The sequence below is a fragment of the Acidobacteriota bacterium genome, from assembly GCA_039030395.1.
Taxonomy (GTDB): domain Bacteria; phylum Acidobacteriota; class Thermoanaerobaculia; order Multivoradales; family JBCCEF01; genus JBCCEF01.
The window spans coordinates 1-3,110 of record JBCCEF010000050.1 but is presented as its reverse complement, the minus strand read 5'-3'; the positions used below and the strand labels follow the sequence as shown (position 1 = coordinate 3,110).

General features: G+C 65.6%; 3 protein-coding genes. 2 read left to right on the top strand and 1 reads right to left on the bottom strand.

What is annotated here, in order from left to right:
* Together AAF481_20325 and AAF481_20320 are read left to right on the top strand one after the other, a co-directional pair.
* The coding region (locus AAF481_20325; protein MEM7483513.1) for a hypothetical protein at positions 1-296 on the top strand (296 nt) is incomplete at its 5' end.
* A gap of 436 nt (positions 297-732) precedes the next feature.
* On the top strand, positions 733-1,347 hold the full coding sequence (locus AAF481_20320; GenBank protein MEM7483512.1) for a hypothetical protein: 615 nt from the start codon (positions 733-735) through the stop codon (positions 1,345-1,347).
* Between the two features lie 69 nt (positions 1,348-1,416).
* Here the strand turns inward: AAF481_20320 and AAF481_20315 are convergent.
* The coding region (locus tag AAF481_20315; protein MEM7483511.1) for an FtsX-like permease family protein at positions 1,417-3,110 on the bottom strand (1,694 nt) is incomplete at its 5' end.

The window sequence follows — 3,110 nt, the reverse complement described above, 5'->3', positions numbered from 1 at the left end:
TGGGCGGCGCCTCTGCCGAAGAGGTGAATCGCCAGGTGGCGGCGGCATGGGCGAAGGGCGATCTACGTTCCCCCCGGCGGCCGGGCATCAACTACATGATGTCGCCGCGCAACCGCGTGCCGGTGGGCCCGGAGACGGTGATCCCCTACGGACCGCACGTTATGTTCTACGTGCCTTACCTGACCAACGAAGACGTCGGCGGCGACCCGCGCGGTGGCAGCCCGGTGTTCGTGGTCAACGAGGGCAAGCCCGGCGCCTACGTGATCGTGCCGGTGGGGGACCACGGCGGGCACTGAGCCTCTCCACCGCGGTCCAATGCCTCTTCTCCCAGCCTCCTGAATCCGTCCGTGCCCTCGCGGGTGAAGCCGGGGGGCTCCTCTGGGACCACTCTCCCGTCTCTCCCAACCCTTACCTCCGTCGGATGGGGCCTGTGTCGAAGAAACGCCCTGTCCTTGACATTTTTAATATATCGAATATAATATTCTGCAATAGTCAAAACATATTAATTAAAATAAATTCAGAATTATATGTTCTTCTGGTTACCGCCCCACAAGCTTCTGTCAGCCAAGTTCGCCGCGCTTGGCTCAGAGGATGAAGCGTTGTCCGCGGCGACTCGAAATCGGTCTCCGGGCCTCCGGCGATGCGGGCTTCGGCTCGCCAAGGACCCGGTCGGATCGGTGTCTACATTCCCAACACCCACCCAGAGTATTTCCCACCACAGGAGGTAGATTTATGAGAACCCGTAACTGGCTGCTCGTCGCAGCGATCACATTCTCTCTGCTAGTAGCCGGCGTCGTGATGGCCGGAAAATCGACCACCGAGACCCCGCAACTGCCTTCGGACCAGAATGAGGCTTGCCTCTGCAACAAGAACGCGAATCTCGTCATTCCGGGGATGGGCACCTTCCGTGCCCAGCTCCATGGCTCGATCAACGTCGGTGCGACCAACCTGGCCGTCGGCGTCGATGGCCGGCAGTTCGTGCCGCTCAACGTCAAGGGCTACACCGAGCGCGGCTGGGTCGATGGTCTCGGCGACACCCACGTTTGGCTCGACAAGTCGCGGCCGACCACCGGTAGCTTCCTCCGCGAGATCACTCCGGGTACCGGTTTTCCGGCGGTGCAGGAGATCCATATGCACTTCATGATGACCACCGACGGCCTCCCCGGCCGGATGTTCCGCACCCTGGAACCGGTGGTTCTGCGTTCCGAAGAGGTGAACTCCTTCCCGCCGCCCAAGGGAACGAGCTATCACACCGTCGGAGACGTCATCTTCGAGGACGTTGACGAACCGGGAGTGGAAGCGGCCCGTATCGTTGACGTGTCGGTGAAGGTCGCCGGCGCCGCGTAAGCCCTCCCTCTGTCGGGCGGCCCGGTGGCATCGCCGGGCGACCGTGGCCGCCCCGACTCAATCAACTCGCTACCTACTCCCCTTCAGGATGGTCGCCGGATCGCACCGCAGTGCGCGGTAGGCCGGCACCAGGGTTGCGGCTACCGCGGTGAGCGCCAGGATGATGGAGGCTGCGCCGAAGGACGCTGGATCGAGGGCACCGAGGCCGTGCAGCAGGCTCGCCGCCGTCGGGACGAACAAGTAGGCCGCGAGCAGCCCCAGAACCAGGCCGATGCCGGTCAAGACCAGGGTGCGCCGGGTCAGGGTCAACAACAGGGCTTGCCGCCGCGCTCCCAGGGCGATGCGCAAGCCGATCTCCGGGCGCCGACGCCGCACCGAATGGGCGGCTAGGGCGTAGGTACCCAGCACCGCAAGGAGCAGAGTGACGACAGCGAACAGGCCAAGCAGGAAGGACGCCAGGCGCGGTGCTCGGAGGGAAGACGCCACTTGTTCGCCGGCGGTCATCACCCCGGTGAGGGCAAGTTTCGGCTCCACCTCTTGAATCGCCCGAGCCAAATCGCTTGGTTTCACGGTGGTCTTGGCGTGCAGAGTGGTCGCCGGATAGTAGTCCTGACCCACGGGGAAGTAGAGGTACGGCTGGGCACCTTCGGTGAGGGTGTTGTACTTGATGTCGCCAACGATACCCACCACCTCCAGCGACTCTTCGCCGCCCTCGAAGCGAAGGCTCCGGCCGAGGGCCGGACGATCCGGCCACAGGCGCTCGGCGAGGGTGGCGTTGAGGATCGCTACCCGCGGCCGCTCCAGGTTGTCGAGCTCGCTGAATTCGCGGCCCTGCAGCAGGGGGATTTCGAGGGTCGAAAAGTAGCCGTCGCTCACCGTGTTGGAGAGCACCTGTAGCGCGCTGCCGGATTCGTCCGGCTGGTCGCTCGGCAAGATCCTGCGCTGCACCAGCGGCGCCACCAAGGGGCGGCTTTGGGCGAGGGCGGCTCGGCGGACACCGGGCTGGCGCCGAGCCGTTTCGAGAACGCGCCGAAAGAGCACCCGGCCGCCGTCCGTATCGAGTCCCACGGAGCTGGCGTCGAAAGACATCAACACCACGTCGCCCGGCACGAAGCCGGCGGGCGTTTCTTGGATGGACCGTAGGCTTCGTAGGAAGAGCCCGCTGACGACCAGCGCCACCAGGCAGAGGCCAATCTGAAACACCAGCAAGGCGTCGCGCAGTGCGAACCCGCGGGCGGAGCCTCGCACCTCTTCGGCGCCGCCTCGCAGGCCGGCGGTGACCTCGCCGCGGGCGGCCCTGATGGCCGGGATGAGGCCGAACCAGAGGGCGGCGAGAATCGACAAGGCGAGGGCAAAGAGCAACCCTCGGCCGTCGATCCCCAGGGCGAGAGAACCGTTCTCAAGAGTTGGCGGTCGTAGGCTCCACAAGAATCGCGTGCCGGCCACCGACAGGGCGAGGCCCAGAACGCCGCCGGCGACGGCGAGGAGCAGGCTTTCGGCCAGCATTTGGCGGATGAGGGTGCCCCGGGAGGCGCCGAGGGACTGACGGATCGCCAGCTCACCGCGGCGGCCCTCGGCACGGGTGAGAAAGAGGTTGGTGAGGTTGGCGCAGGTGACCACCAGGACCACCAGCGCCAGAACCGACAGCAAGACGGCGGCGCGGAGAAAGATCGCCCGCTGGCCCGCCGGCAGGGTGGCCTCGGAGAAGGAACGCACGGCGACCCCGAAGTGTCGGCTGTCCTCCGGATACTGCTGGGCGAGCC

What these genes read in the sequence shown, in the direction of transcription:
- AAF481_20320 (MEM7483512.1), top strand. Translation starts at nt 733, where the DNA reads ATGAGAACCCGTAACTGGCTGCTCGTCGCAGCGATCACATTCTCTCTG.